Source organism: Maribacter halichondriae, from assembly GCF_027474825.1.
GTDB classification, from domain to species: Bacteria; Bacteroidota; Bacteroidia; order Flavobacteriales; family Flavobacteriaceae; genus Meishania; species Meishania halichondriae.
Map to the genome: position 1 here is coordinate 4,250,379 of NZ_CP107030.1, position 26,047 is coordinate 4,276,425.

Below are 26,047 nucleotides of genomic sequence, written 5' to 3' on the forward strand. Positions count from 1 at the left end.
TTAGAAGATATCCAAGCTTCCCTTACCTTCCCTGACTACCTCCGGTTCTAATCCTGATAAGTCGATTACCGTAGAAGCCATGTTGTCGCCGTAACCACCATCAACCACCACATCGACCAAATTTTCCCATTTCTCAAAGATCAGCTCGGGATCCGTAGTATATTCGAGCAGTTCGTCCTCATCACGAATAGAGGTAGACACAATGGGGTTACCCAAGCTCTCTACGAGAGCCTTGGCAATGGCATTATCAGGAACCCGAATACCGACGGTCTTTTTCTTTTTAAAATCTTTTGGGAGATTATTGTTTCCCGGCAGGATAAAGGTATAAGGCCCAGGCAAGGCACGCTTTAATATTTTAAAGGTCGGTGTATCGATTTGACGTACATAATCCGAAAGATTACTTAAATCGGCACAGATAAAAGAAAAATTCGCCTTGGCCAATTTGACTCCCTTTATCCGTGCAATACGCTCCAAAGCTTTGGTATTTCTGATATCACAACCTAACCCATAAACCGTATCCGTAGGATATATGGCAAGCCCACCATTTCGAAGAATATCCACTACCCGCTTAACTTCCTTAGGATTAGGATTCTCTGGATATATCTTTATAAACTCTGCCATACCATTTTCGATAGAATAACGTTATACAAAGTACACACAAATTTTCTTATGTCAAGCTTAAAATATTTAGCGGTTTGTCTCGTCTTCACTTTACTTTCATGTTCAACCGACAATACACCCTCCTCTGACAACGAATCTTTGGAATACAAAGCTTTGATCAATGTAGCGTATGGCAATGACGCCAAACAGGTTTATGATATTTACCTACCTGCGAACCGAACAACCGAATCGAAGGTTGTGATTTTGGTTCATGGCGGAGGCTGGAAGGAAGGCGATAAAACCGACATGAACGCATTTCGTGATTTTATTAGGGAGCAGCTTCCAAATATTGTTATGGTAAATATGAATTATCGTCTAGCGGACGTAAACAATCCCCCGCATCCTATGCAGATCGATGATATCACATCCGTAGTAAACGATTTAAAAGCCAAGCAATCGGAATATCAAATCAGCACCGATCTCGGATTTATGGGTGTTAGTGCCGGCGGACATCTTTCATTGTTATGGGCCTACGAATATGATACTGACAACCAAGTAAATATGGTCTGTAGTATGGTCGGACCGACCAATCTAGCAGATGAGGCCTATATTAATTCGGAGAACCAAGATTTACAGGATTTGATTTTTCAGTTCGGCACCGATATCGAAGTTCTTAAAAACGTTAGTCCATTGTATAAGGTAAAAACAACCTCGCCTCCTACTCTTTTATTTTATGGCGGTCAAGACCCATTGATTCCCAATTCACAGGGAATCGATCTAAAAGATAAGCTGGAAGAACTTGAAGTGGTTTATGAGTTCACGCTCTACCCGAACGGCGGGCATGGTTGGGTCGGGTTAGATCTTTTTGACACCTCGGTCAAACTCAAGGCATTTATAGAAAAACATTTATGATCATCCCTTAGGTTTAAAGATAGTTCTTATCTTTAGCGTATTAGATTCTCTTTGTAACATATTCAGCATAGAGACTACCGTCTCTAAAACAGGCATCATATCTTCATTTGATGCAAATCACTTTATTCCATAAACTTTATAAAGAGAAAAATGAAAGAAAATACAAGAATTGCCGTTGTAGGCGGTACAGGTAAATCAGGAAAATACCTTGTTCGAGAACTAATAGATCAAGGTGTCCATTTCAAAGCACTAATTAGAAATCCGGAAAAATTTATAGTCGAAAGCCCATCGGTTGAAATTGTTTATGGCGACATATGCAATATTGAAACGGTCAGGTCATTGCTTTCAGACTGTGATGCGGTAATAAGTACCTTGGGCATGGGAATTCCTTATAACAATCCCATAGTTTGCAGTACAGGGACAAAGAACATCTTAAAGACGATGGACGAATTGGGAATAGGACGCTATATTGTAGTCACAGGTTTGAATGTCGACACACCCTTTGACAAGAAAAGTCCAAAAACAAAGTTTGCCACCGACTGGATGTATCAAAACTATCCGAAGACCACTACAGATCGACAGGATGAATATAATTTACTTTTAGAAAGTAAGTTGGATTGGACTTTGGTACGACTGCCGTTAATCGAATTGACCGACGAACGTCGAGAAGTCAAACCTGATTTAGAGGATTGTTTAGGAGATAAAATCAGCGCGACGGATTTGGCACATTTTCTAATCGGGCAATTTGATGATAAGACGTATATCAAAAAAGCCCCTTTTCTGACCAATGTCTAAGTGAAATGCCCTGAGGATCAAAACTTCTTGGGGCTTTCCTTAACCAATCTGCTTATTGCCACTAAATGCGAAAACAGTACAATCGGAACTACAAGTGCCGGCAACCAAACCATTGGAAAATACAAGATGGCAATGTTGGGCTGGTCAAAAGCGAATTGTTGAAAGGGTAAGGGAGCCGATAGTATTGCGTTTATAATAATATTCAACAGTAAAAGTAGACAGACGATATTCCAAAATAGAATACCCTTCCTGCCTATCTTACTTTTTACAAAACCGAAATAATAAACAAAAGGTGCCGTGATACCTGCCAGAATATCAAAATTACGGCCTTCATAGGTCATCAGTTCGGGAACCACCTTATTAAGAAAAAGCCAATATAGAACGAATTCTACGGGAATTCGAACACCATGAAGTAAGGTTAAAGTCTTTAAGTCAAGGTCATTCATCCATTTTCTTCCACTCGAGGTCGCAAACAGTGCAATAATCAATAACAATGTAGGTGCAAAAGCAAGGAATATTCGGGGCGGTACGGCTTCTAGATTTTGGTAAAATCCGAAATAAGCCAATAATCCATGAAGGGCGAGCCAACTGGTCAAAACAAAAAAGACCTTTTTTGAATACTGGCTAGCTTTTAAGAATAAAAATAAAGTGAAACAAGTAGTAAGTATAAAAATGATGGAGATATAGCTCGGCAAATTCATTGCCTTTTTGAAATTTCAATGGCTTTCTGTATATACTCTATTAGTACTTTATCTGCGGGTAAATCGGAAACTTTGGTAATCTGTTTTATTCCTTTCATATTTGACTTCTCACCTATGTTTTCCAGCAAGTTCTTCGCATCATCGAGCTGTTTACCCTGATGGAACATAAAATTGACGTGCTTTTTAAAAGCCATGATGTTGCAGATTATTTTACCATTCAATTCAAAACTAGGAGCGTTCCATTTAATGTTTTCCCTTATTTCAGGGGAAGTCCTGTTTATTAGCGATCTAAGATGTGAAATAATGGGTTGCGTACTTTCGGAAGAATTAGCAATGTAATCGTCAACAGTTTTCATTTGTTTAATTTTCAAGTTTGTCCTTTAGGTTCTTTAGTCCGGTCTGCAGGTCATCGCCGATCATTCCCTCAAAATCCATAAACAATAGCATCAGGTTCATCGGGTATTTCATTTTTCCGTCAAAGCCCCATTTTACCTTGGTCTGGTTTTCGGAAATGCTTTCGGTCGAAACATATGCCAAATCGGAAGACTCGAACGGTTCAAAAAAACGGAGTTCCATATCGATCCGTTTTCCTTCGTCGATCTTTAAAATTTCCTGCTCCCCTGAACCCACATCGGGATTGTCGCTTTTCCAAGCCGAAACAAAACCTACGGTAGCGTCAGTTCCACGAAACGATTTTTCCATATCGGGATCCATGCTGGCCCATTTGCTGTACTCATCTTGGTTTTTTAAATATTTTACATATTCAAAGACCTCGTTTTTAGGTCTGTCGATGGTTATTTCTTCTACTATGGTATACTCTTTTTTGGTAAACAAGGCCAAGATTAGCGGAACGGCTATAATTATGGCTAGGGCCAAAAGTAATTTTTTAAGGATTTTCATTTTTGTTGGTTTAATTGGTATTTGATAATCTAATTTTATGTGGACTTGTATTCGCAACACGTTCGATAATATTTCTAGCTTCGAGGTCTAGCTTCACGGAAACAACGTACCAACCAACTTTACCGTCAAAAGAACTCTTCAATTCCTCTACGGCCAACCTATTCAATTCTTGGTACGTTATTTCTTTATTATTTTTCAGGGTGCTCATGATAAACCTCTTAATTGCCTCATATCTTCGTTTCAAAATGTTCACCCCTTTTTTTCCTTGGGGGTGCAGGGTCAGAATTTTTTCCTCTGTCATGATAGATGATTTAAGTTGATCGATGTCTAAACTCCTTGCAATTGACCATAAGGAATAACCTTTTTCAATTACAATACTAACTTAAATGAAAAATAAGAATGTCGACTTACCATATGGCAAGAAATCAAATTTGCGCAGTTTCCTTTCGAATTCTGCTCAAAGAGGTATCGGTAATGCCCAGATAGGAAGCAATCTGTTTTAAGGGAGCGTACTTAAGAACATCAGGTTTATGTTGCAAAAGGTTAAGATAACGATCCGTTGCTGAATCCGTTATCATAGAAACGGAGCGGTTTTTAAATTCAAATAGGCTCTGTGACATCCATGCACGGCCCCATTCCCGAAATCCTTCAATAGAATGAAAAAGTTCTTGAAATATCTGAAATTCGATTTTCCAGCAAACACAATCCGTCAAAGCCTGAATATTCTCGTTGGTCGGTATACGCTGAAATAGAGAAGAAACCTCGATTACTATTTCGTCTTCCGTAAAAAAATTTGTGGTGATGTCTTTTCCATCAAAATTATGGACAAAGGCACGTATCAGGCCTTGTTCTAAAATCAAATATTCATTGGCTATCTGACCTTCTCGAAGCAAGAAGTCGCCCTTATTGAGCATAACTTTTTTGTGGGCGCCAAAAATAGCTTCCAAATCTCCATTTTGAAGCAAGGGATGCTGATAGACTTGTTTTAATGTATTCGGTTCCACTTCTTGATTTGAAGTTTAAGTTGTTCCTATTAATGGCTATTTCACTTGATAGACCCTTACAAAATCCACTTCCATGGTTGCCGGAAAAATAGAGTCATCGACACCTTCGAGTCCTCCCCAATTTCCGCCAACGGCAATGTTCATTAAAAAATAGAAGTATTGATTAAAAGGCCAATTTTCAGAATTGGAAACGGCAGGCCGTGAAAAGTTCAATTTAATATTTTCAGGGTCATCGATATAAAATTTCAAGTATTTATCGGTCCATAGAAATCCATAGGTATGGAATTCCTCTTCGATTGTTTCCAATGGAAGTGCCCCAGAAGTTACTTGGGTACCGATTACATGATTATTGGCCGTACTGTGTATCGAAAAGTGCATCTTATTTGGGTCGAAACTGACATATTCCATAATATCGATTTCGCCACAGGCCGGCCAGCCGACGGAACCTATGTTCGAACCCAACATCCATAATGCCGGCCATATACCATTACCTTTGTAATCGGGTATCTTTGCCCTAATCTCGATTTTTCCGTACCTAAATGATTCCTTACTGTTCAGTCTGGCTGACGTATAGTTCGCTGAACCGCTCGACTCTTTTTTTGCAGTGATCTTAAGTGTGCCCTCGCTAACTTCAACATTGCTATCGGCAACGTAATCTTGAAGTTCATTATTGCCCCAACCGTGGGCTCCGGTCTCAAAGACCCAGTTGTCCGGCGAAAGTTGATTACCGTCAAACTCATCGCTCCAAACCAGTTCTGCGGCATCCCAATAATCTTCTGCAAAGACATCTTTCAGCTCCGCTATTGGTAGGGTGTCTTCCTGGGCTATCTCTTGTCCCGTGGCACTCTCTTTTCCACATCCGACCAGAATAAGAAAAATCAAACATGCCGAAAAATACTCTTTATATATCATGTTGTTTTTAATATAAATTATACATCATTGGCAATTTAAGCAAAAGTCATGTGGCATTATTTCAAGACTTCCAGCTTTGCAAAACGCAATAGAAGCTTCTTTATATCACCTTGTTCAAATTGTATTTCAGCCTTTTTATCATTGCCTACACCTTCGATTTTCATCACCTTACCCCTACCAAAGCGTGTATGGTTGACCAACGAACCTTCCGCTAGGTTTGGGTCAATGGTATTTGTGTTCCCGACGGGCTGGGCCAACTGCGGTTTCAATTTGCGCAATTTGCGTAATTGGGTTTCATTAGGTTTTCGAATGCTTGGGGGCGTTCCGTTCGAAGGCTTTTGCTGTCGAAGTTTTGATTTGTCAACATCACCAAAAATATCAGTATCGATCAAGGATTTATAACGATACTTATTATCAATCGGGGTCAAATTCTCTATATACTGCTCATCTATCTCCTCGAGAAAACGACTCGGTTCGGCATCTATCAATTTTCCCCATCGATATCGGTTTTGCGTATAAGTCAAATAGGCTTGTTTTTCGGCCCTGGTCAAGGCTACATAAAAATAGTCTTCGCTCCTCTTCCAGTTCGCTTCTGGTATTCATGCTCATCGCAGATGGAAATAAGTCTTCCTCCATTCCTACAATGTAGACATATGGGAATTCCAGTCCTTTGGCCAAATGTATGGTCATTAAAGCCACTCGATCATCATCTCCCGTGTCTTTATCCAAATCTGTTGCCAAGGCAACATCTTCTAAAAACTCACTAATATTGCCCGTTGCATCTGCCAATTCCTTTTGACCCTCGACAAAATCCTTGATACCATTGAGTAATTCCTCGATATTCTCCATTCGGGCAATACCTTCGGGGGTACCATCTTTTTTGAACTCAAGCAAGATTCCCGTTTTTTTTGCCACATGCTCCGCTAAGGTAAAAGCATCCGCTCCTTCGTTCATAATCTGGAAGCTTTTGATCATGGTCACAAAATCTTCTAATTTCCGTTTGGTACCTGAATTGATTTTTAGATCGATGCGATCCAAATTCTCTATTACTTCAAAAATCGAACGATTATAATGATTTGCGGCAACCACCAATTTATCGATGGTGGTCTGACCAATACCCCTCGCGGGAAAATTGATGATCCGCTTCAAAGCTTCCTCATCCTTCGGATTGATAACCAAACGTAGATACGATAGTACATCCTTGATTTCCTTTCTTTGGTAAAATGACAATCCCCCGTAAATGCGATATGGAATATCCCGTTTTCGCAAGGCATCTTCTATGGCACGTGATTGGCTATTGGTGCGGTACAGTACTGCAAAATGTCCGTTGGACAATTGGTTTTGCATGCGGTTTTCCCAAATGGAACCTGCCACGAAACGACCTTCTTCGGCGTCGGTAATACTGCGGTGTATTTTTATCGAAGCGCCTTCATCATTGGCCGTCCATACGACTTTTTCCAATTGATTTTTATTTTTTGCGATAATGGAATTAGCGGCGTTGACGATATTCTTGGTAGAGCGATAATTCTGTTCTAAACGGTACATGCCCACATCATCGTAATCTTTCTGAAAATTCAGGATGTTCGTAATATTCGCTCCTCTGAACGAATAAATACTTTGAGCATCATCGCCTACGACACATATATTCTGGTATCTGTCGGCAAGTGCTTTTACAATCAGGTATTGTGAGTGGTTCGTGTCTTGGTACTCGTCGACCAAAATGTATTTGAACCGTTCTTGATATTTCATTAACACCTCAGGAAATCGGTTCAACAATTCGTTGGTGCGCAATAAAAGATCATCAAAATCCATAGCCCCTGCCTTAAAACAGCGTTCGACATAGGCTTGATATATTTCTCCAGTCCGAGGACGCTTTGCCATGGCATCGGCTTCTACCAATTCTGGATTATTGAAATAGGCCTTTACGGTAATCAAACTGTTCTTATAGGAGGAAATACGGTTTTGGATTTGTTTGTACTTATAAATATCCTTATCAAGGCCCATTTCCTTGATGATGGATGCAATAAGTCGTTGCGAATCTTGGGTGTCATAGATTGTAAAGTTGCTGGGAAAGCCCAATTTATCACCATCGAAACGCAACAACTTGGCAAATACGGAATGAAAGGTTCCCATCCACAGATTTTTTGCCTCAGAACTACCAACAATATCGGCAATTCGTTTTTTCATTTCCCGGGCCGCCTTATTGGTAAACGTCAGGGCCAATATATTGAAGGCATCGACCCCTTGCTCCATGAGGTGTGCAATACGGTAGGTCAATACCCTGGTTTTGCCCGAGCCAGCACCTGCAATGACCATTAACGGCCCATCTTTGTGCAACACGGGAGCCTTTTGGGCATCGTTCAGATCATCTATAAAAGTTTTCAAATGCTATGCTATTTAAAAGTGTGAATTTAGCCATAAATAGGATGATCCAAAAGCGGTATCTGCACAATTATGAGTAACACAAAGATAATTCTATCGAATTTGAATATATTTAGGCAGTTAATATAAGCGCATGTTAAAATCTCTAGTTTCCCTTACGACCGCTTGCTTTCTTTTAATAGGCTCTAGCTCCTTTTCCCAGAATAAATCCAAAGGTCCGATTATCACAGAATATGGCGAGGTTTTCGAAGTCAAGAACCCCGAGTTCAAGGTCGACACATCAAAAGAGTACAGGGCGGTGTTCGATATCATGAACTCCCCGGAATCTCATACGGATTTAAATAAAAGTATCGAAACCGCCGCTCGGTTTCTAAATATGCATGCCCAAGCGGGAGTTCCGAAAAATCAATTGAAGGCCACTTTGGTGGTACATAATGCTGCTTCAAAAGATATTATTACGAACGAAGCCTACCAAAAAAAATATGGAACCGATAACCCCAATCGAGAATTGATTCAAGCTTTACTCGATGCGGATGTACAAATCATCTTTTGCGGACAGTCTTCAGCAGCGCGAGGTTTTCCGAAGGAAGAGCTCATAGAAGGGGTGCAACTATCATTATCGGCGATGACGGCACTCATCGAGCTTCAAAACCAAGAATACAGACTCATTAAATTTTAATATACAATTATGAAAAAGCACCTATGTATCGGAGCGTTCTTTTTAGGGTTTTTGGCAATGGGCCAAGGACCAAAATTGGATAAGGACTATTCCGCGGTTGAATCCAAAGTCATCGAATGGCGACGAGACATTCACCAAAACCCCGAACTTTCGAATAGGGAGTTCAAAACCGCGGAAAAAATAACCGAACATTTAAAATCGTTAGGCATAGAAATACAGACTGGTGTGGCCCATACGGGTGTTGTAGGTATCCTAAAAGGTAAAAAACCTGGAAAGGTCGTAGCCCTCCGTGCGGATATCGATGCGCTACCTGTACTTGAAAGAAATGATTTGCCTTTCAAGTCTACGGCAAAAGGCGAATATATGGGCGAAGAGGTACCTGTCATGCATGCGTGTGGCCATGACACCCATATTGCTATTTTAATGGGGGTTGCCGAGGTACTATCAAAAAATACTGATAAAATCAAGGGAACCATTAAATTCATCTTCCAGCCCGCTGAGGAAGGTGCACCTCCGGGAGAGGAAGGTGGTGCCGAGCTAATGGTCAAAGAAGGCGTACTCGAAAACCCCAAAGTCGACGTTATTTTCGGATTGCATATCAATTCGCAGACCCCGGTCGGCGTCATTGGATATAAACCTGGCGGGGCCCTAGCCGCAGTAAACAGCTTTGAAATCCATGTGAAAGGAAAGCAATCCCACGGCTCGCAACCCTGGTCGGGCATAGATCCCATCTTGATAAGTGCCAAAATTATCGATGGCCTGCAGACCATTATCAGCAGAGAGGCCGAACTCATTAATGAGGCCGCGGTTATCACCGTAGGTAAGATTTCAGGAGGCGTTCGCTCGAATATTATACCCGAATCAGTAGAAATGTTGGGAACCCTACGTACTTTGGATTATGGTATGCGGGAAATGATCCAAAGAAGGATGAAGGAAATGGTACCCGCTATTGCCAAGGCTTATGGTGGAGAGGCTATCCTGGAATTCAATCTCGGATATCCAATCACCTATAACGACCCTGAACTGGTTGAACAAATATTACCTAGTATTCAGAGAGTAGCGGGTTCGGAAAATGTAAAACTTAAAAAGGCGACCACCGGAGCGGAAGACTTCTCTTTCTTTCAGGAAAAAATTCCCGGTTTTTCTTTTTTCTAGGTGGGATGACTCCGGGCAACACCGAATCTTTTCCACATCATACTCCCGATTTTTTTATTGACGACAGTGGTTTGTTATTAGGGGTAAAGGCCCTAACGGAAATGAGTTTGGATTATCTTAATAAGTAGTCGGTTACAGTAAAGTATTTTAGTTGATATTTAATAAAACTTGAAATATATATAAAGTCGCATAGCTACAAATGGAATCTATTTTAGATGTATTAAGGAGTGTACCTTGGTGGGCATATGTTTTAGGTTTTCTTGGCTTGGTCGCAATCCGCGATATATTTTTCCAGCGAGCTCACACGATTAGCCACAACTTTCCGATAGTAGGTCATTTACGCTATTGGCTGGAAAGTATTGGTCCTGAAATGCGCCAGTACTTTGTGGCCAACAATAGGGAAGAACTTCCCTTTAACCGTTTCGAAAGGGGATGGATTTATGCCTCGGCCAAAAAGGAGAACAATTACGAAGGTTTTGGTACGGACCGTGACATTTATGCGCATCAGCACATTTTCATCAAAAATAGGATGATGGCTTACAAGGTACCGGAACAGCATCCGAATACAACGGATGCTTCCTTTGTACCCTGCGCCAAGGTTATTGGAGCCTATAACAAAAGAAGAAAACCTTTTCGCCCCAGTTCGGCAATAAATGTATCGGCCATGAGTTTTGGATCCTTATCTGCAGCGGCCATAGAAGCTTTGAATAAAGGTGTCGCAAAGGCTAACGCCTACCATAATACCGGTGAGGGTGGACTCTCTCCCTACCATCAAAAAGGTGGTGATGTTGTCTTTCATTTTGGCACAGGTTATTTTGGGGTACGAACGCCGGATGGAAATTTATCCATGGAAAAATTGAAGCAATTGGTCGAAGAAAACCCATGTATAAAAGCCATTGAAATAAAACTGTCCCAAGGGGCCAAACCCGGTAAGGGTGGCGTGCTTCCTGGAGCAAAAATCACTCAAGAACTTGCTGAAATTCGAGGTGTTGAGGTAGGTAAAGATGTACTTTCACCTGCAACACATAAAGCATTTGATAATGTGCCCGAACTCCTTCAATTGATAGAGGACATCGCCGAAGAGACCGGACTCCCAGTTGGAATAAAAGGTGCAATAGGTAAACTGGATCAATGGGAAGAATTGGCCGAATTGATGGTCGATACGGGTAAAGGCCCTGATTTTATAACCGTTGATGGTGGTGAAGGTGGTACGGGTGCCGCACCACCCTCTTTTGCCGACCATGTATCGTTACCATGGGTGTATGGCTTTTCGAGTCTGTACAAAGTTTTTCAAAGAAGGCATTTAACGGATCGTATCGTATTTATAGGAAGTGGAAAACTCGGGTTCCCGGCCAAAGCCGCTATGGCATTTGCGATGGGGGTCGATTGCATCAATGTCGCCCGCGAAGCGATGATGAGCATCGGTTGCATACAAGCTCAGGTTTGTCATACCAACCGTTGCCCTACAGGAGTAGCTACGCAAAACAAGTGGCTGCAAAAAGGAATCGATGTCCCCTAAAGTCAGATCGTTTGGCACAATACTTCAAAAATTTCCGAAAAGAATTTCTTGAAATCACGCATGCCGCGGGGTATGAACATCCCTGTCAATTCACCATGGACGATGTGCAGGTCAATGTGGACGATGATGAACTACATCGAACTTTGCGCTCTTCATACGGGTACAATAAGAATCCCGTTCCGTTTGGCAACATGCAAGAACTCTACGATTGTGAATATTTGGGAGGAAATATTTCCCAAAAAGTATCGGTTTGATATACCTTTGCTACGTATCGAACGTTATTAAACAAAATTTTACTTAGGCATATGAAGAAAATTATACTCCTATTTAGCATGTTATTTTGCTTTACGGCACTTACCCATGCCCAGAAAAAAAGTGAACTGATCGCCGAAATCGATGGTCTGAAAAAAGAACTTGACTCGGTGAAATCATTGGTGACCGTGGCCCAAAAAAATGAAAGAGTGGCTACTGTAAAAGCTGAGTCTTTTGAATCACAGGTTCAAGAACTGCAAGATGCCAACGCCACCTTGATGAAAAACCTGAATAGTTTTGCAGAGGTTTCCAATAAGAATTCGAACATTGTAAATAGTGCCATGGCAAGTCTAGAGGCTAAGGAAAACCAGCTTAAGGCCATTAATGATGCCATTAGCAGCAACGATTCCACCGCTTTGGTCGTTTTGACGAACGCTAAGCAGACCTTGGGCGAAAATGCCAAAATAGGCGTAGCCGATGGTGCTGTGATTATTTCTGAAAAATTGGACGCACTTTTTACCAGTGAGACGGGTTTCGAGGTAAATGCTACCGCTGAAGCATTTTTGGGTAAGATAGGTGAAATATTGAAGGCAAACCCTACGGCAAATCTTACTATAGAAGGGCTCAGTATGACCGGTGACCTTGATTTACCTGCCAAACAAGCTTCTTCTGTAGCTGATATTTTACAGAACAAATTTGAAATACAACCAGAACGTATTGAAACCTTGGGCAGGGATGGTAATTTAAAAGAAGGCGTATTGTTGAAAATTCGACCTGATTATAAAGCTTTTTATTTGATGGTACGTGAGAGTATGAAGAATAATTAGAGTTTCTTCCCTGTTTGTTTTATCGTATAATTTTTATAAAATTCCGACGTTCTACTTCCGTAACCAAAAACCAAAAACATGTCAGAAGAGGGAATTTTACAAATGTTCGGCTTTTTATTGCCTGCCGTAGTTACCGGTGTAGTCGCCTTTTATTTTTTCAAGCTACATACTAAAAATGAAGACGGCAGACGTCGTTTTTTACTCCATAAAGACACCCAGAAAAACACTTTGCCCATTCGCCTACAAGCCTATGAACGTATGGCGTTGTTTCTAGAACGCATTTCGATACCAAGTTTGGTCGTGCGCGTGGCCCCCAAATCTGCGGACAAAGCGGAATATGAAAATCTTCTGATAAAAAGTATCGAAAACGAATTCGAACACAATCTATCGCAACAAATCTATATCTCTGACGAGTGTTGGAACATCATCAAGGCGGCCAAAAGTGCAACCGTTCAAATGATACGTAAGGCCGCCATGAGCGAAACCGATTTAGCAGATAAGTTAAGGGAAGATGTACTTACCGAAACCATGGACAAAGCTTCCCCATCGGCTACTGCCCTGTCATTCGTCAAAAAAGAAATCGGTGAGCTTTGGTGAAAGATTCAAGCGCAAGAACAATACTACGCAGGAGTTTCTTAAACTTTGATGTCTTACTGCAACTGCCAGCCGGCTACTCCCCTTCTGGTTCGATTTGATTTAGTTCGATGTTCTTGAACTTCGCAAAATTGAATCCGCTTTCCCACCATGCGGTCATTTTTTCTTTGTTAAAGATCAACGAGTTGGTCGTCAACACCGTCGGTGTATAGTAAAAATTGATAATCGCATCGTTATGGGCGGCCACAAACTTCCCGATTCGCACATTTTGACTTTCAATGCGGTCCAACATAAAAGCGAACATACTTGTAAGAAGCGCAAAGGCATTCTTTGAAGGCATTCTATTGAACAAAGTGGTCTCGGTCTGAAGTATGATTGCATCCACTTCGGTCGCGCCGCGTTTTATCGCTTCTTCGATAGGTACCATGTTGCCCAACCCCCCATCGGCATACTCGCATCCATCTTTTTGAACAAGTGACATGAAGGGCGTGTAATTGCATGATATCCAAATCCATTCACAAAATTCTTCATAGGTACAATCATTTATCGACTTGTACTCAACTTGATTCAGGGATAAGTTCGAAACCGTCACTATAATTTCTTTTGGACCAGTTTTTAGGTTCTCAAACTCCTCAACAGTCAAAGTGTTTTTAATAAGTTCAAGTAAATTGTGGCTTTCTCCAAAAGTCTTGCTGCCATTGTAAAAATTTTTAAAAACGTTCCAGTGATCAATGGCGATATCTTCAACGCCGTGCTTTTTTTTAATGAGAAACGGGCAATTGCTAAAGATGCTATCTTGATTTACCGAAGTATATACCTCTTTTATTTTTTCAATTTCTTGAAGTGCCAGATGTGAGATCAAAAGGCTTCCTGTAGAGGTTCCCAGAAAAAGGTCGTAACTATGGTCAAGTTCTTGCATTAGGTATTGCGCGACGCCCCCCGCAAAGGCACCCTTGCTACCACCTCCAGAAATAACCAATGCTCGCATTATTCTTTTAGTTTCGTATTGATATAACGTAGTTCGTCGTCTTTTAGTTCTTTGGCCAACCCTTGAATTCGTTTTTTATAATCAGTGTCCTGCAACAGCTTTTCCAATAAATTTCGCGCATATTTCTTGAACTGCCAACTGTGGTGCCCCGCCGCATTCATCAAATTCTTTAGACTTTCGTCGGTAAAACCAATTTCGCTTACGAATTGAAATGCCCCCATTCGTATTTCCCATCCATACTCTTTGCCGGTATACCCACTCAATTCCTTAAAATAGGTTTGGGTATTTTTGGCATCGTAATCATTGGTCAATATGGCCAAAGTCAACCATAATAAGCGGACATTTTTGTTCGGGAGTCCGATAACATCCTTAGTTTGTTCCAGATATTTTTTTTGGTCTTCAGGATATTTTTGCCAAAGTACAATTAATGCATTTTCTTTTGTGATATAACTTTCATCTTCCAAAAGAGATTCCAATCTTTCTTTAGTAAGATACCGCGATAAGTCCCTGCCTGATAAAAACACCTGACGAATAGGTATTGTATCGGACTCAAAAGCTTTGGAATAAATTTGTTCAGGAAGCGAAGTATGGTAATTTTTTAACAAATGCTTTTTTAGGTGGATGGATTTTGTCGTATCCCAATAGCTTTTACAATCGATATCATCGCTTTGTGCAGTTTTTAAATCAGCTCCGATGTTCGATAATATTTTCAATGAAAGAGATTTATCGGCCAATTGCTTTTTAGATTTTTCAAAAGGAAAATTTTTATTCTTCAACCACTCTTCTTTGAAGTCAGTTAAGTCTTCACCACTAGCAGTTTCCATTTCATTTAAAAAATTATCAATGGTCACATTTTTAAAAGAATATTTATTTAAATATGATTTGATTCCTATTTTGAAGGCAGAATCCCCAATTTCATTTCGTAGCATAAACAGTGCCCAAGCTCCCTTTTCGTAAAAGGTCAAGCTACTTGCTTTTGGGTCGAGTAAACTTTGCCCTTCGTCCCTATCAACAATATCTTTCAACTGATCGAGCGAGTTGTAAAGTTTCCAATAAAAATGGTCATCGCCAAATAAGTGCCGTTCAGCCAGATAGGCGTAATAGGTGGCGAATCCTTCATGTAACCAATGATGGTTTCCATCTTTTTCGGTCACCAAATTGCCAAACCATTGATGCGCCAGTTCGTGGGCGTTTACGTTGACATAGTTCTTATCGACAAATGCAGTGGAATCGATGACATAGCCGTCGGAAAAGATAGTCGTTCCCGTGTTTTCCATACCGGCATACAGAAAATCACGAACGGGAATCTGCTTATAATTCTGCCATGGATAGGGCACACCGATTTCGATTTCCAGAAAGTCGAAGATTTCTTTGGTGTAGCGATAAGTGGGTTCGACACGCAAACTATCTTGAGGGTAATAGTAGTTTTCTATAGGAATTCCACTTGCAGATTTTAGTTCGTGCTTTTGGTAATTGCCTATCGCAAAGGCCAATAGATAGCTACTCATGGGTTGCAACATATCAAAATGCCATTCATCTATTTCGCTATTTCTAGTAGTTGAGGTATAAACATATTCGCCATTTGCAATCACGGTTTTTTCATTCTTTACAGCTATGGTCAAGTCAAACTCCACTTTTTCTTCCATATCATCGAAGCTAGGAAGCCAATAACTAGTATATTTTCCTTGACCTTGCGTCCATATTTGTTCATTACCTTCGATACCGTCTTCCCAACCTAAAAAATAAGCCGTTTGTTTAGGTTGCACATGATACTCAATTGCTATTCGGTGTTTCATCCCAGCTTCGAAGTTGTTATAAATGGTAATCGTTTTCTCGGTACTAGAATACTTGACACTTCTATCATCTAAACTTATCTTTTCAAAATCCATGTTCTTGGCATCAAGGAAAACTGAATCCACATCTTTTAAAACGTCGAACTCATAAGCGACACTACCAGATATAGCTTTTTCCAATGGATCGGGCACCACGAAAACCTCACCACGAATAAAATCAACCTTATCTTGATGTTGGGCAATTCCCAAAAAAGAAATCGAAAGGGAAACAAGAAGTAAAAGTCTTTTCATGCTCTTATGACTACAAAGTCTAGACCAAATTTAAGGTTTTAGATTGCACTTGATTGGATGAACCCCTAATTTAGTCGAATGAACGCCAATTACCTTCAAACCCCAATTACCTATCTCAAAGGTGTCGGCCCTAACAGGGCCGAGAGTTTGCAGTCAGAATTGGGCATTCATACCTATCAAGACCTACTCAATCTCTTTCCCAACCGGTATTTGGATAAAACCCAATATTACAAAGTTGCCCAACTGCAACGCAATAGTTCAGAAGTGCAGATTATTGGTAAAATAATCAATATCAAAACGGTGGAACAGAAAAAGGGAAACGTTTGGTCTCCACCTTCTTGGACGATACCGGGAAAATGGAACTCGTATGGTTCCGTGGACAAAAATGGATTCGAGAAAATCTCAAGCTGAATACTCCGTATGTCATTTTCGGTAAATGCAATTGGTTCAATGGGGTATTCTCAATGCCCCACCCTGAAATGGAACTGCTTTCAGAACACGAACAAGGGCTCAAGGTCTTTATGCAACCTATTTATCCGTCTACCGAAAAACTCAGCAATAAGGGCATTACCAACCGTGTGTTAAGCAAGTTGATACGGCAACTTTTTATTGAAACCCAAGCCGATTTTTCGGAAACACTTTCTGATAGCGTATTGCACGAGCTACGGTTGATGAACAAAAGCGATGCGTTGTTGAATATCCATTTTCCTAAAAGTCAGGAGTTGTTGGCGAAGGCCCAGTTCCGCTTAAAATTTGAGGAACTTTTTTACATTCAAATGCAGCTTTTGGTCAAAAAAATGCTACATAAACAAAAGATAAAAGGCTTCAGTTTTGACCAAGTGGGCGAACTCTTCAATGATTTCTATAAAAACCATTTACCTTTTGAGCTAACGGATGCACAAAAACGGGTCATAAAGGAAATCCGTCAAGACTTGGGCAGCAATGCACAAATGAACCGCTTGTTGCAGGGCGATGTGGGTTCGGGAAAAACTATTGTCGCTGTAATGATTATGCTATTGGCCATCGATAACGGATATCAAGCATGTTTAATGGCTCCCACAGAAATTTTGGCAAACCAACATTATTTCGGAATCAAAGAACTTTTGGACAAGGTCGGAATCCATTGTGCCTTGCTTACCGGCTCCGTTAAAAAGTCTGCGAGAAAAACTATTCATGAACAATTGGAAAATGGCGAGCTGCATATTCTAATTGGCACCCATGCCCTACTCGAAGATAAAGTACAATACAAAAATCTAGGACTCGCCATAGTTGATGAACAACATCGATTCGGAGTGGCGCAACGTTCGAAATTATGGCACAAGAACGAGTATCCACCGCATATTCTCGTTATGACGGCTACACCCATACCTAGAACGCTGGCTATGAGTTTATATGGAGATTTGGATATTTCGGTCATTGATGAGCTTCCTCCCGGTCGTAAACCGATTAAAACAGTGCATCGATACGACTCCAATCGCTTAAAGGTTTTCGGGTTTATCAAGGATGAAATAAAAAAAGGAAGACAGATTTATGTAGTATATCCCTTGATCCAAGAATCGGAAGCGATGGATTACAAAGATCTTATGGATGGCTATGAGAGTATCGCGCGCGACTTCCCACTACCCGATTATCAAATATCCATCGTTCATGGTAAAATGAAACCTGCCGATAAAGATTATGAAATGGATCGTTTTGTCAAAGGCGAAACCCAAATTATGGTGGCCACAACCGTAATTGAGGTTGGAGTCAACGTGCCGAACGCTTCGGTCATGATTATTGAAAGTGCAGAACGCTTCGGATTATCACAATTACATCAATTACGAGGTCGTGTAGGCCGAGGAGCGGACCAAAGTTTCTGCATTCTGATGACCAGTCATAAATTATCCTCAGAAGCGAAAACAAGATTGGAAACCATGGTACGTACAAATGATGGTTTTGAAATTGCAGAAGTAGATCTCAGATTACGTGGCCCAGGTGATTTGATGGGTACCCAACAAAGCGGAATTCTGAACCTGAAAATCGCCGATATCGTCAAGGATAATGACATTCTGAAAACCGCGCGATATCATGCCATTCAATTGTTGAAAAGTGACTCTTCCCTAGAGAAACCGGAAAATTTGGTCGTTCGACATGCATATGCACAACTGGTCAAGTACAAGAATATTTGGAATTACATAAGTTGAAAACAGCCCACCAAAAGGCGGGCTATTATTAATATCATGAATTCAAAAATTAATTGATATCCTCGTTGTTTTGAAGTTTTACCATAAAACCTGCTATCGCATCTTTGTTCGGTTGATCCGGAGCTCTATTAGCAGCAATTTTTAGATGCTTAAGAGCGGTTTTATATTCTCCCTTAGAGGCGTATCCCCTTGCCAATCCGAAATCAACAGGCCATTGTCCCTTGTTCGTTTTAGCATTTTTCTTGAATACCTCCAACGCTTTATCTTTTTGTCCTTGAGCTATTAATTGTCTGCCGTAGCCATGAATATCGAAAACGGTTCCAATCGACATGGCATCTTCCATTACCTTGTTCGCCTCATCAGCTTTACCTAGTTTAGCGAGAATTTGTGCCTTCGTGCTCAGGTTATTAAAATTCTTTTGGCTGTAAAACTGACCTGCGATGGCATTGTCTATCCAACCAAGAGCTTCGTTAAGGTCACCGTCGTTATTCAAAGAAAATGCGGCGGCTTGTTCCCAAGTCTGTCGGTTAAACCCAGGGGAGTCTTGAAGCTTTTTGCGGATATCTGCCAGTACTACATTGGTGACATCGACTTCGATTTTAAAAGGAATTTGCTTTTTCTCCCAATTCAGTGCAATAATAGCGGAATTGGCATCCACTTCATTGAATTCAAAAGTCAATTGTTCGGTATGTGGTGTCTTTTCTGTAGCTACATCCACTTTTAAGGCATCTCGAGAAGGGTCATAAAAATAGCTTCCCCACGCCTCATGGTCCTTAGAAAATATAATAGTCGCCCTATCCTCTTGGTGAACTATCATATGAAGGCCATATTTCCCAGCAGGCAAGGATTTCTCTTCAATTTTTACATCATCAGAAAATTTAATCACTGTATTTTCATTGGCTCCAGCACGCCAAGGGGACTCTTTTGCGGTACCAAAACCCAGGTTATTCATTCCGTAAGGAACCAACTTACCCCAAACCTCCCTCTCATTCACGCTGGGGCGAGAATAAACGATTGTTACGTCGGTAATACCGATTCGCTGCGACACCTTGGCCATCTGGCTGCCTCTTGGAAGGTCAAGTTGTCCGGTTGCATTGCTACTAAATAAGAGCAATCCCATCACTGTTATAAACAGACTTTTTTTGTAAAATAGTTTCATGTGTTCATTTTTTGATTAATAATCGATTAGATGATGACAACAAGATATTTAATAGGCGTTCTCAAAAACGTTACTATTCTGTTAAAATAAGAGTGCCATACGTTAAACCATAAGGAGCGGTATATTTTCAGACTGGAATCATTCGACTAAAAAATCCGCAACTTTGAACATCGTAATTTCTTACTGCAAAAATTTCCAAAAACTACTACTTTCCTTAGCTTTGTCAGCTTAGAAATGAAAGAACATGAGTGCAACGAAAACACTATTTGACAAAGTTTGGGATTCCCATGTTGTCCATCAAATTGAAAACGGTCCAGACGTACTGTTTATCGACCGTCACATGGTCCACGAGGTTACAAGTCCGGTAGCTTTTTTAGGTCTTAAAAATCGAGGGATTCGGGTAATGCATCCTGAAAAAACATTCGCAACCGCAGATCATAACACCCCTACCATCAATCAACATTTACCTGTTGCGGATCCTTTATCCGCCAATCAATTAAAAATGTTGGAGGAAAATGCCAATGAATATGGTATTTCCTATTGGGGATTGGGCCATGAAAAAAACGGAATCGTACATGTCGTAGGTCCGGAATATGGTATAACCCTTCCAGGGGCGACTATTGTTTGCGGCGATTCGCACACCTCTACGCACGGAGCTTTCGGAGCCATCGCTTTCGGTATCGGAACTTCAGAAGTTGAAATGGTTTTGGCGACACAATGTATAATGCAACCCAAACCAAAAAGAATGCGCATCAATATCACAGGTGAGCTTCAATATGGAGTCACCCCAAAAGATGTGGCGCTGTTTATCATATCACAATTGACTACCTCGGGCGCTACTGGGTATTTCGTGGAATATGCGGGAGATGTTTTCAAGAATATGACCATGGAAGGCCGAATGACGGTCTGTAATCTCAGTATCGAAATGGGTGCCCGTGGCGGAATGATCGCGCCCGATGAAACTACGTTCCATTATATAAAAGGAAGGGAATTCACGCCCAAAGGCGAAGCATGGGATAAGGCAATGGACTACTGGCAAACGCTTTACACCGATCCGGATGCAATTTTCGACAAAAAATTGACCTTTGACGGCTCATTGATCGAACCCATGATTACCTATGGAACGAATCCCGGCATGGGCATGGGAATCAAAAATGACATACCCACCGCCGATATGGTGCAGGGCGGAGCTTCGACTTATAAAAAATCTTTGCAATATATGAAGTTCGATGAGGGCGACTCCATGATCGGCAAACCTATCGATTTTGTTTTTCTCGGAAGTTGTACCAATGGTAGAATTGAAGATTTCAGGGCTTTTGCGTCCATCGTAAAAGGAAGAAAAAAGGCAGACAATGTAACCGCATGGTTGGTACCCGGAAGTCATAAAGTAGAATCCGCCATCAAAGAAGAAGGTATTTTGGACATTCTTACGGACGCCGGTTTCGAACTCCGGGAACCCGGATGCTCTGCCTGTTTAGCAATGAACGACGATAAAGTACCTCCTGGAAAATTAGCGGTCAGCACCTCAAACCGAAACTTCGAAGGAAGACAAGGACCTGGTTCAAGAACCTTATTAGCGAGTCCACTTGTTGCGGCTGCCGCGGCAGTTACTGGAAAAGTTACTGATCCCAGAGAATTAATGCATGAAATAGTTGCTGGTTGATAGTTGTCGGTTGATAGTACGAAGTACATCAACCAACCATATGACCATCAACGAATAACCATCAACGAACAACCATCAACGAACAACGAAACAACATGGCATACGATAAATTCACAACCTTAACATCAACAGCAGTTCCACTACCCATAGAGAATGTTGATACTGATCAAATCATTCCCGCACGTTTCTTAAAAGCTACGGAGCGTAAAGGTTTTGGCGATAATTTATTCAGGGATTGGAGATACAATCAAGATAACTCTCCCAAGGAGGATTTCGTTCTAAACCATTCAAAATACAGCGGAAAAATTCTTGTCGGAGGAAAGAACTTCGGGTCCGGATCATCACGCGAGCACGCTGCTTGGGCGGTTTACGATTACGGATTCCGTTGTGTGATTTCGAGCTTTTTTGCTGATATCTTTAGAGGTAACTGTTTGAATATCGGGGTATTGCCTGCTCAGGTTTCGGCGGAATTCCTTCAGAAAATATTTACGGCCATCGATACCGACCCAAATGCCAAATTCGAAGTAAGTTTGATCGAGCAAAAAGTAACCATTTTGGCTACAGGCGAAAGCGAGTCTTTTGATATCAACCATTATAAAAAGGACAATATGACCAATGGCTTTGATGATATCGACTATTTATTGAACATCAAAGGCAAGATTCAGGAGTTTGCGACAAGTAGGCCACTATAAATACGTTATTGCGAGGAGCATTTTCGCGACGAAGCAATCTGTTGAATCCTTGCTATAGACTTCAAAAGATTACTACGTCAACAAATCCTCTTTCAGAGATTTGATTCCTAGCAATGACGAACACCAATATTATACTGAAACAAGTTCAGGATACATGAAAAAAAGAGTTTTGGAAATCATGGATACCACACTTCGCGACGGCGAACAGACGTCAGGTGTGTCTTTTTCCGCTTCCGAAAAATTGACCCTTGCCAAGTTATTACTTGATGAGCTGAAAGTCGATCGCATTGAAGTAGCCTCAGCTCGGGTTTCCGAAGGGGAATTACAAGCCGTACAACAGATTACGGAATGGGCGGCAACTAAGAACTATTTAGAAAGAGTTGAAGTACTCACCTTCGTTGATGGCGGTGTTTCCTTAAAATGGATGGAAAAAGCGGGCGCAAAATCGCAAAACCTACTGACAAAAGGCTCTTTGAACCATTTGACGCACCAACTTAAAAAGACGCCAGAGCAGCATTTTAAAGAAATCGCAGCTGTTTTCAAATCCGCGAAGAAAAAGGATTTATCAATAACATTTATTTAGAAGACTGGAGCAACGGTATGCGAAACTCCAAAGATTATGTTTTCCAATTTTTAGATTTCCTATCTACCCAGCCGGTCAAAAGGATACTGCTACCAGATACCTTAGGTGTTTTGACCCCAAGGGAAACCTTCGATTTTCTATTAGAAATCATCCAAAGATATCCGGACCTGCATATCGATTTCCACGGCCATAACGATTACGATTTAGGTGTAGCGAATATTATGGAAGCGGTCAAGGCAGGTTGCCATGGACTCCACCTTACCGTAAACGGAATGGGCGAGCGTGCCGGTAATGCCCCTATGGCCAGTGCCATCGCCGTCATCAATGACTTCTTACCAGAAGTAAAAATCGGTGTTAATGAAAAGGCATTGTTCAAAGTGAGCAAGTTGGTATCGGCATTTACCGGAGTTGGTATACCATCAAACAAACCGATTGTCGGAGATAATGTGTTTACACAAACGGCGGGCATACATGCAGATGGAGATAACAAGAACAATCTTTACTTCAGCGACCTAATGCCGGAACGTTTTGGCAGAAAACGAAAATATGCCCTGGGTAAAATGTCCGGTAAAGCCAATATCCAAAAGAATTTACAGGAACTTGGTTTGACGTTGAACGATGATGAACTTAAAAAGGTAACCGCCCGTATCATAGAACTTGGCGACAAAAAAGAACGGGTAACCAAAGAAGACCTGCCTTATATTATCTCCGATGTACTGGACACCGATTTTAATCAGAAGGTCTTTGTGAAATCGTATGTACTAACACATTCGAAGGGATTGAAGCCCTCTACTACCTTATCTGTAGAAATAGATGGCAAAACTTACGAAGAGCACGCCCAAGGCGACGGACAGTACGATGCCTTTATGAACGCCTTGCGAAAAGTATATCAATCGCGAAAAATGGAATTGCCCAAATTGGTAGATTATGCGGTGAGAATTCCGCCAGGAAGTAATTCCGACGCACTATGTGAAACTGTCATCACTTGGGAATCATCAGATGGTAAAGAATTCATTTCAAGAGGATTGGATTCGGATCAGACCGTTTCGGCGATCAAGGCGACGGAGAAGATGTTGAATATTATTTAAAACGCCGCACGCTATACGCCAATCGCAGATTATTGCAGAAATTGATATTCTAGAATTAAATGAGAAATTATAGAAAGTACACGGTCTGGGAAATGGGACATGAGATAACCTTGGAAATCTATAAACTAACCCAAAATTTTCCAAAACAGGAAATGTACGGTCTAACGAGTCAAATGCGAAGGGCATCATCATCGATTCCGGCAAATATTGCTGAGGGATGTGGAAGAGAATCGGATGCCGAATTCAAACGATTTCTTATTATCGCCCAAGGTTCTGCAAATGAATTAGAATATTTCACATTACTTGGTAGAGACCTTGGCTATATCAAGGAATCTATTTTTATCCAACTAAATGATAACGCTGATAAAATCAGAAGAAGTTTAAACAGTTTAATAAAGAAATTATAAACAGAGCGTAAAGCGTGCGGCGATAGGCGTACAGCATTTTCGCAAAGCGAACAAACCATGAAACTAAACATAGCCCTTTTAGCCGGCGACGGAATCGGCCCTGAAGTAATCGACCAAGCTGTAAAAGTTTGCAATGCCATTGCAAAAAAATATAATCATGAAATCACTTGGAAACCGGCATTGACCGGTGCAGCTGCCATTGATGCCGTCGGTGAACCATATCCTGATGAGACCCATGAAGTTTGTGCAAATGCGGATGCAGTATTATTCGGAGCTATTGGCCACCCTAGATTTGATCATGACCCTACGGCAAAAGTGCGTCCCGAACAGGGTTTATTGAAAATGCGACAGAAATTGGGACTTTTTGCCAATGTAAGGCCGACATTTACTTTCCCTTCCTTGATTGATAAATCCCCTTTGAAAAGGGAGCGTATCGAAGGGACCGATCTAATCATCCTACGCGAATTGACCGGAGGAGTCTATTTCGGGGAAAGAGGTAGAAAAGATGACGGCAATACCGCTTTTGACACCATGACGTACACCCGCGCCGAAATTCAGCGTTTGGCGAAAAAAGGGTTTGAAATGGCGATGACGCGGTCAAAAAGATTATGTTGTGTGGATAAAGCCAATGTTCTGGAATCATCAAGATTATGGCGCGAAACCGTGCAAGCTATGGAAAAGGACTATCCAGAAGTGGAAGTATCCTATGAGTTTGTAGATGCGGTCGCGATGCGTTTGGTACAATGGCCAAAAGGCTATGACGTCATTATTACAGAAAACCTGTTTGGCGATATTTTGACTGACGAAGCTTCTGTAATTTCTGGTTCTATGGGATTGATGCCTTCTTCCTCGGTAGGTAGTAAGGTTTCTTTATACGAACCTATTCATGGATCGTATCCACAGGCAGCAGGTAAAGATATTGCCAACCCGTTAGCGACCGTACTATCGGCCGCCATGCTTTTTGAGGATATGGATTTACAACAGGAAGCCGATGATATTCGCCGTGTCGTCAACAAATCACTCGCCGAAGGTATGGTAACCGAAGACTTGGCCGATGGCGGAAAAAGCCATAAGACTAGCGAAGTTGGGGATTGGTTGGCGGAAAACATTTAAAACTCCCCACGTTCCTACATAAAGGTAATTTCTAATTGGCCCAAAGACTATTTTTTTTGGCTTTTTTTAGTTGTAATGTCTAAAACTATTAAAAATTTAGTCCGTAAATTCTTGAATTTAAAACAGAAATCGTCGAACTTCGTTATCGACCACCTTTACCGAGCCTTTCGAATTATTAAAACTCCTCTTAGCTCAAAGTTGTAGGTAATTTTAGAAAATAACAATAAAAGAAGATAGCATGCCATTATACATGGATATCCATACTGTTGATTCTGACGAGTTCTCTGCAGAAGATGTTGTAAAAGCACATATGGAAGATCTTGCCATAGAAGATAAATTCGGTGTAAAACAATTGAAATATTGGGTTAATGAACAAGGTAAAACAATCTTTTGCTTGATGGAAGGACCGAGTAAAGAAGCCTGTAATCAGGTTCATCTTGAATCACATGGAAACACAGCTTGCAATATCATTGAAGTAGCAGACGATGAATACAACCTCTTCATGGGACAAGGTACCGACGTTAATGATTTAGCAAAAACTGATTCTGGAGATCTTGATCCTGGCTATAGAACTATGCTTCTTTCCAATATCGTATGCTTTTCTCAAAATAGTAATGGATATTTTAAAAAAATAAAAGATCTAGTTATTGAACATAACGGAGTAATTATCCGTGAACCAACTAACCAAATAATGGTTACGTTCATGTACGCAACAAATGCCATTTCTTGTGCAACATCAATAATGGAATTACTTGAAGTTACTTCCAGTAAATTAGAATTTAATTTAGCAGTAGTAAGTGGAAATCTGAACATCCCCCCGTCTTTAGGACAGGTTTTGCTTTAAATTAAGTTCTG

General features: G+C 41.0%; 20 protein-coding genes and 5 pseudogenes. 14 read left to right on the plus strand and 11 right to left on the minus strand.

Features of this window, described 5'->3' with window-relative positions:
* Nucleotides 1–621, minus strand: a complete 621-nt coding sequence (locus N8A86_RS19940; protein ID WP_273566976.1) for an L-threonylcarbamoyladenylate synthase — start codon at nucleotides 619–621, stop codon at nucleotides 1–3.
* A 48-nt stretch (nucleotides 622–669) separates the two neighbouring features.
* On the opposite strand from N8A86_RS19940, the gene N8A86_RS19945 reads away from it, so the two are divergent.
* Both N8A86_RS19945 and N8A86_RS19950 read left to right on the plus strand, forming a co-directional pair.
* Nucleotides 670–1,512: an alpha/beta hydrolase gene (locus N8A86_RS19945; protein ID WP_273566977.1), complete on the plus strand. Its 843-nt coding sequence runs from the start codon at nucleotides 670–672 to the stop codon at nucleotides 1,510–1,512.
* Between the two features lie 150 nt (nucleotides 1,513–1,662).
* The gene (locus N8A86_RS19950) at nucleotides 1,663–2,307 is read left to right on the plus strand and encodes an NAD(P)-dependent oxidoreductase (RefSeq protein ID WP_273566978.1); all 645 of its coding nucleotides are present in this window, start codon (nucleotides 1,663–1,665) and stop codon (nucleotides 2,305–2,307) included.
* Nucleotides 2,308–2,324: 17 nt separating this feature from the next.
* Here the strand turns inward: N8A86_RS19950 and N8A86_RS19955 are convergent, their stop codons facing one another.
* From N8A86_RS19955 to N8A86_RS19985, 7 genes and pseudogenes are all read right to left on the minus strand, one after another.
* A complete protein-coding gene (locus N8A86_RS19955) occupies nucleotides 2,325–2,903 on the minus strand; it encodes a hypothetical protein (protein WP_273566979.1) in 579 nt (192 codons plus the stop codon).
* A gap of 101 nt (nucleotides 2,904–3,004) precedes the next feature.
* Nucleotides 3,005–3,364: a DUF1801 domain-containing protein gene (locus N8A86_RS19960; RefSeq protein WP_273566980.1), complete on the minus strand. Its 360-nt coding sequence runs from the start codon at nucleotides 3,362–3,364 to the stop codon at nucleotides 3,005–3,007.
* Nucleotides 3,365–3,368: 4 nt separating this feature from the next.
* The gene (locus tag N8A86_RS19965) at nucleotides 3,369–3,908 is read right to left on the minus strand and encodes an SRPBCC family protein (protein WP_273566981.1); all 540 of its coding nucleotides are present in this window, start codon (nucleotides 3,906–3,908) and stop codon (nucleotides 3,369–3,371) included.
* A 10-nt stretch (nucleotides 3,909–3,918) separates the two neighbouring features.
* Nucleotides 3,919–4,209, minus strand: coding sequence for a DUF6958 family protein (locus N8A86_RS19970; RefSeq protein WP_273566982.1), 291 nt, complete (start codon nucleotides 4,207–4,209; stop codon nucleotides 3,919–3,921).
* A gap of 124 nt (nucleotides 4,210–4,333) precedes the next feature.
* A complete protein-coding gene (locus tag N8A86_RS19975; protein WP_273566983.1) occupies nucleotides 4,334–4,912 on the minus strand; it encodes a Crp/Fnr family transcriptional regulator in 579 nt (192 codons plus the stop codon).
* A 36-nt stretch (nucleotides 4,913–4,948) separates the two neighbouring features.
* The gene (locus N8A86_RS19980) at nucleotides 4,949–5,824 is read right to left on the minus strand and encodes a glycoside hydrolase family 16 protein (RefSeq protein WP_273566984.1); all 876 of its coding nucleotides are present in this window, start codon (nucleotides 5,822–5,824) and stop codon (nucleotides 4,949–4,951) included.
* Nucleotides 5,825–5,880: 56 nt separating this feature from the next.
* Nucleotides 5,881–8,209, minus strand: a pseudogene (locus N8A86_RS19985) (ATP-dependent helicase).
* A 130-nt stretch (nucleotides 8,210–8,339) separates the two neighbouring features.
* On the opposite strand from N8A86_RS19985, the gene N8A86_RS19990 reads away from it, so the two are divergent.
* From N8A86_RS19990 to N8A86_RS20010, 5 genes and pseudogenes are all read left to right on the plus strand, one after another.
* The gene (locus N8A86_RS19990) at nucleotides 8,340–8,885 is read left to right on the plus strand and encodes a DsrE family protein (protein ID WP_273566985.1); all 546 of its coding nucleotides are present in this window, start codon (nucleotides 8,340–8,342) and stop codon (nucleotides 8,883–8,885) included.
* Nucleotides 8,886–8,894: 9 nt separating this feature from the next.
* A pseudogene (locus tag N8A86_RS19995) lies at nucleotides 8,895–10,168 on the plus strand (amidohydrolase).
* 71 nt (nucleotides 10,169–10,239) lie between these two features.
* A pseudogene (locus N8A86_RS20000) lies at nucleotides 10,240–11,813 on the plus strand (FMN-binding glutamate synthase family protein).
* Between the two features lie 51 nt (nucleotides 11,814–11,864).
* Nucleotides 11,865–12,638 carry an OmpA family protein gene (locus N8A86_RS20005; protein WP_273566986.1) on the plus strand — a complete coding sequence of 258 codons (774 nt, stop codon included), beginning with the start codon at nucleotides 11,865–11,867 and terminating at the stop codon, nucleotides 12,636–12,638.
* A gap of 78 nt (nucleotides 12,639–12,716) precedes the next feature.
* On the plus strand, nucleotides 12,717–13,235 hold the full coding sequence (locus N8A86_RS20010) for a DUF7935 family protein (RefSeq protein WP_273566987.1): 519 nt from the start codon (nucleotides 12,717–12,719) through the stop codon (nucleotides 13,233–13,235).
* A gap of 73 nt (nucleotides 13,236–13,308) precedes the next feature.
* Here the strand turns inward: N8A86_RS20010 and N8A86_RS20015 are convergent, their stop codons facing one another.
* Nucleotides 13,309–14,220, minus strand: coding sequence for a patatin-like phospholipase family protein (locus tag N8A86_RS20015; protein WP_273566988.1), 912 nt, complete (start codon nucleotides 14,218–14,220; stop codon nucleotides 13,309–13,311).
* Nucleotides 14,220–16,304 (minus strand): M1 family metallopeptidase, encoded by a 2,085-nt coding sequence (locus N8A86_RS20020; protein ID WP_273566989.1) that lies wholly within the window; start codon nucleotides 16,302–16,304, stop codon nucleotides 14,220–14,222. Before N8A86_RS20020 ends, N8A86_RS20015 begins: the two co-directional genes overlap by 1 nt.
* A 78-nt stretch (nucleotides 16,305–16,382) precedes the next feature.
* On the opposite strand from N8A86_RS20020, the pseudogene recG reads away from it, so the two are divergent.
* Nucleotides 16,383–18,487: pseudogene (gene recG, locus N8A86_RS20025) on the plus strand (ATP-dependent DNA helicase RecG).
* 49 nt (nucleotides 18,488–18,536) lie between these two features.
* Here the strand turns inward: recG and N8A86_RS20030 are convergent.
* Complete coding sequence (locus tag N8A86_RS20030; RefSeq protein WP_273566990.1) at nucleotides 18,537–19,646, minus strand: DUF2911 domain-containing protein; 1,110 nt, start codon at nucleotides 19,644–19,646, stop codon at nucleotides 18,537–18,539.
* A gap of 244 nt (nucleotides 19,647–19,890) precedes the next feature.
* On the opposite strand from N8A86_RS20030, the gene leuC reads away from it, so the two are divergent.
* The 6 genes and pseudogenes from leuC to N8A86_RS20060 all read left to right on the plus strand — a co-directional run bounded on the left by leuC (nucleotide 19,891) and on the right by N8A86_RS20060 (nucleotide 26,036).
* Nucleotides 19,891–21,309 carry a 3-isopropylmalate dehydratase large subunit gene (gene leuC / locus N8A86_RS20035; RefSeq protein WP_273566991.1) on the plus strand — a complete coding sequence of 473 codons (1,419 nt, stop codon included), beginning with the start codon at nucleotides 19,891–19,893 and terminating at the stop codon, nucleotides 21,307–21,309.
* A gap of 95 nt (nucleotides 21,310–21,404) precedes the next feature.
* On the plus strand, nucleotides 21,405–22,001 hold the full coding sequence (leuD, locus tag N8A86_RS20040; protein WP_273566992.1) for a 3-isopropylmalate dehydratase small subunit: 597 nt from the start codon (nucleotides 21,405–21,407) through the stop codon (nucleotides 21,999–22,001).
* Nucleotides 22,002–22,155: 154 nt separating this feature from the next.
* Nucleotides 22,156–23,672 (plus strand): annotated as a pseudogene (locus tag N8A86_RS20045) (alpha-isopropylmalate synthase regulatory domain-containing protein).
* A gap of 59 nt (nucleotides 23,673–23,731) precedes the next feature.
* The gene (locus tag N8A86_RS20050) at nucleotides 23,732–24,079 is read left to right on the plus strand and encodes a four helix bundle protein (protein ID WP_273566993.1); all 348 of its coding nucleotides are present in this window, start codon (nucleotides 23,732–23,734) and stop codon (nucleotides 24,077–24,079) included.
* Nucleotides 24,080–24,136: 57 nt separating this feature from the next.
* Nucleotides 24,137–25,192, plus strand: a complete 1,056-nt coding sequence (gene leuB / locus N8A86_RS20055) for a 3-isopropylmalate dehydrogenase (RefSeq protein ID WP_273566994.1) — start codon at nucleotides 24,137–24,139, stop codon at nucleotides 25,190–25,192.
* Nucleotides 25,193–25,430: 238 nt separating this feature from the next.
* Nucleotides 25,431–26,036: a DUF4242 domain-containing protein gene (locus N8A86_RS20060; protein WP_273566995.1), complete on the plus strand. Its 606-nt coding sequence runs from the start codon at nucleotides 25,431–25,433 to the stop codon at nucleotides 26,034–26,036.
* The last annotated feature ends 11 nt before the right edge of the window (nucleotides 26,037–26,047 follow it).

Excerpts from the sequence above, each read along its gene's own strand:
- N8A86_RS19940 (WP_273566976.1), bottom strand. The coding sequence starts at position 621 with ATGGCAGAGTTTATAAAGATATATCCAGAGAATCCTAATCCTAAGGAA.
- N8A86_RS19945 (WP_273566977.1), top strand. The coding sequence starts at position 670 with ATGTCAAGCTTAAAATATTTAGCGGTTTGTCTCGTCTTCACTTTACTT.
- N8A86_RS19950 (WP_273566978.1), top strand. The coding sequence starts at position 1,663 with ATGAAAGAAAATACAAGAATTGCCGTTGTAGGCGGTACAGGTAAATCA.
- N8A86_RS19960 (WP_273566980.1), bottom strand. The coding sequence starts at position 3,364 with ATGAAAACTGTTGACGATTACATTGCTAATTCTTCCGAAAGTACGCAA.
- N8A86_RS19965 (WP_273566981.1), bottom strand. The coding sequence starts at position 3,908 with ATGAAAATCCTTAAAAAATTACTTTTGGCCCTAGCCATAATTATAGCC.
- N8A86_RS19970 (WP_273566982.1), bottom strand. The coding sequence starts at position 4,209 with ATGACAGAGGAAAAAATTCTGACCCTGCACCCCCAAGGAAAAAAAGGG.
- N8A86_RS19980 (WP_273566984.1), bottom strand. The coding sequence starts at position 5,824 with ATGATATATAAAGAGTATTTTTCGGCATGTTTGATTTTTCTTATTCTG.
- N8A86_RS19990 (WP_273566985.1), top strand. The coding sequence starts at position 8,340 with ATGTTAAAATCTCTAGTTTCCCTTACGACCGCTTGCTTTCTTTTAATA.
- N8A86_RS20005 (WP_273566986.1), top strand. The coding sequence starts at position 11,865 with ATGAAGAAAATTATACTCCTATTTAGCATGTTATTTTGCTTTACGGCA.
- N8A86_RS20010 (WP_273566987.1), top strand. The coding sequence starts at position 12,717 with ATGTCAGAAGAGGGAATTTTACAAATGTTCGGCTTTTTATTGCCTGCC.
- N8A86_RS20015 (WP_273566988.1), bottom strand. The coding sequence starts at position 14,220 with ATGCGAGCATTGGTTATTTCTGGAGGTGGTAGCAAGGGTGCCTTTGCG.
- N8A86_RS20020 (WP_273566989.1), bottom strand. The coding sequence starts at position 16,304 with ATGAAAAGACTTTTACTTCTTGTTTCCCTTTCGATTTCTTTTTTGGGA.
- N8A86_RS20030 (WP_273566990.1), bottom strand. The coding sequence starts at position 19,646 with ATGAAACTATTTTACAAAAAAAGTCTGTTTATAACAGTGATGGGATTG.
- leuC (WP_273566991.1), top strand. The coding sequence starts at position 19,891 with ATGAGTGCAACGAAAACACTATTTGACAAAGTTTGGGATTCCCATGTT.
- leuD (WP_273566992.1), top strand. The coding sequence starts at position 21,405 with ATGGCATACGATAAATTCACAACCTTAACATCAACAGCAGTTCCACTA.
- N8A86_RS20050 (WP_273566993.1), top strand. The coding sequence starts at position 23,732 with ATGAGAAATTATAGAAAGTACACGGTCTGGGAAATGGGACATGAGATA.
- leuB (WP_273566994.1), top strand. The coding sequence starts at position 24,137 with ATGAAACTAAACATAGCCCTTTTAGCCGGCGACGGAATCGGCCCTGAA.
- N8A86_RS20060 (WP_273566995.1), top strand. The coding sequence starts at position 25,431 with ATGCCATTATACATGGATATCCATACTGTTGATTCTGACGAGTTCTCT.